This is a genomic window from Streptomyces europaeiscabiei (assembly GCF_001550375.1).
GTDB lineage: Bacteria > Actinomycetota > Actinomycetes > Streptomycetales > Streptomycetaceae > Streptomyces > Streptomyces europaeiscabiei.
Map to the genome: position 1 here is coordinate 1 of NZ_LRTR01000561.1, position 1,230 is coordinate 1,230.

The following is a 1,230-nucleotide window of genomic DNA, read 5'->3' on the forward strand; positions in this document are numbered from 1 at the left end:
GGCGGCGGCCGGGGCGGGGGTGGGGGCCTCGGCCCCGTCGAGGTCTGCGGAGCCGCTGGTTCCGCCGACGCCGTTGGTGGTTTCGGCGGCGGTCGGTCCCGTGGCTCCGGCAGCTTCGACGGCGTCGGGTCGACTCGTGCCATCGACGGGTACGGCGGGTAGGGCGGATTCGACGGGTCCACCGGGTGCCGGTGCGTCGGTCGCGCCTGCGGCCTGCGGGCCGCCGTTCGAGAGGGCCTCACCTCGACCTGTGCGGAGGCCCGTTGCCGTGCCGGACGGCGCGAGTGCCGTCTCCGCGTCGGCCGTCGACTCGGCGTCGGCCACCGGGCAGGCGCTCAGGACGGCGGCGCGGTGCAGACAGCGCGGTGCGAGCAGGCAACTGCACACCGCTCGCTCGGCGTCGGTCACCGCGCCCGAGGGGCCGGGCGTGAGCGTCACTTCGGCGTCCTCGCCGCACCGGACGCGCAGGGCACCGCCGTCGATCGTGACGGGCACGGCCGCGTACGTCTCGATGGCGGCGTCCAGCTTCTTGCGCAGCCGTGAGGTCAGGCTCTCGACGGCGGCGGCCACCACGTCGGGCGCCGCCGGGGGCAGTTCGGCGTTCATCGGTTCTCTCCGCGGAGGCGGTCGCCCACCCAGCGGGCGAGGGCGAGGGGACTGAGGGCGGCGACCGGCATCCCGGCCGCGACGAGCTGCTGGGCGACAGGCACCGAATAGCGCGGGGTGCCGGTGTCGTCCAGGGCGGCACAGCCCATCAGGTGCACCCCGGAACCCGCGAGCGCCCGTACCTCGCCGAGGAGCCCGCCCAGCGGGTAACCCTCCTCGAAGTCGCTCACCACCACCACGAGGGTCCGGCTGGGCACGGTCACCAGGGAACGGGCATGGGCCAGCCCCGCCGCGATGTGGGTGCCGCCGCCGACCCGTACCTCGAGGAGCAGGGACAGCGGGTCGTCCACCCGGTCCGTCAGATCGATCACGTCGGTCGAGAACGCCAGGAAGTGCGTCGACAGCGTGGGCACCCCGCCGAGGACGGCGGCGGTCAGCGCCGACCAGATGACGGAGGCCTCCATCGACCCGGACACGTCGACGACGAGGACCAGCCGCCAGTCCGCCTCCCTGCGGGACCGGGTGCTGAACACCGGCCGCTCCGGCACGACCACGGTCCGGCCGTCCGCCGTCCGCCGTGCGGCGCGCGTGGGCCAGATTGGCCCGCAGCGTGCGGGGCAGGTC

The 1,230-nt window shown here is 75.3% G+C and carries 2 pseudogenes; both read right to left on the bottom strand.

Annotation, left to right across the window (positions count from 1 at the left end):
* Positions 1–606: pseudogene (locus tag AWZ10_RS53945) on the bottom strand (SWIM zinc finger family protein); the annotation flags it as partial.
* Positions 603–1,230, bottom strand: a pseudogene (locus AWZ10_RS27385) (VWA domain-containing protein); the annotation flags it as partial. The pseudogenes AWZ10_RS27385 and AWZ10_RS53945, both read right to left, overlap by 4 nt.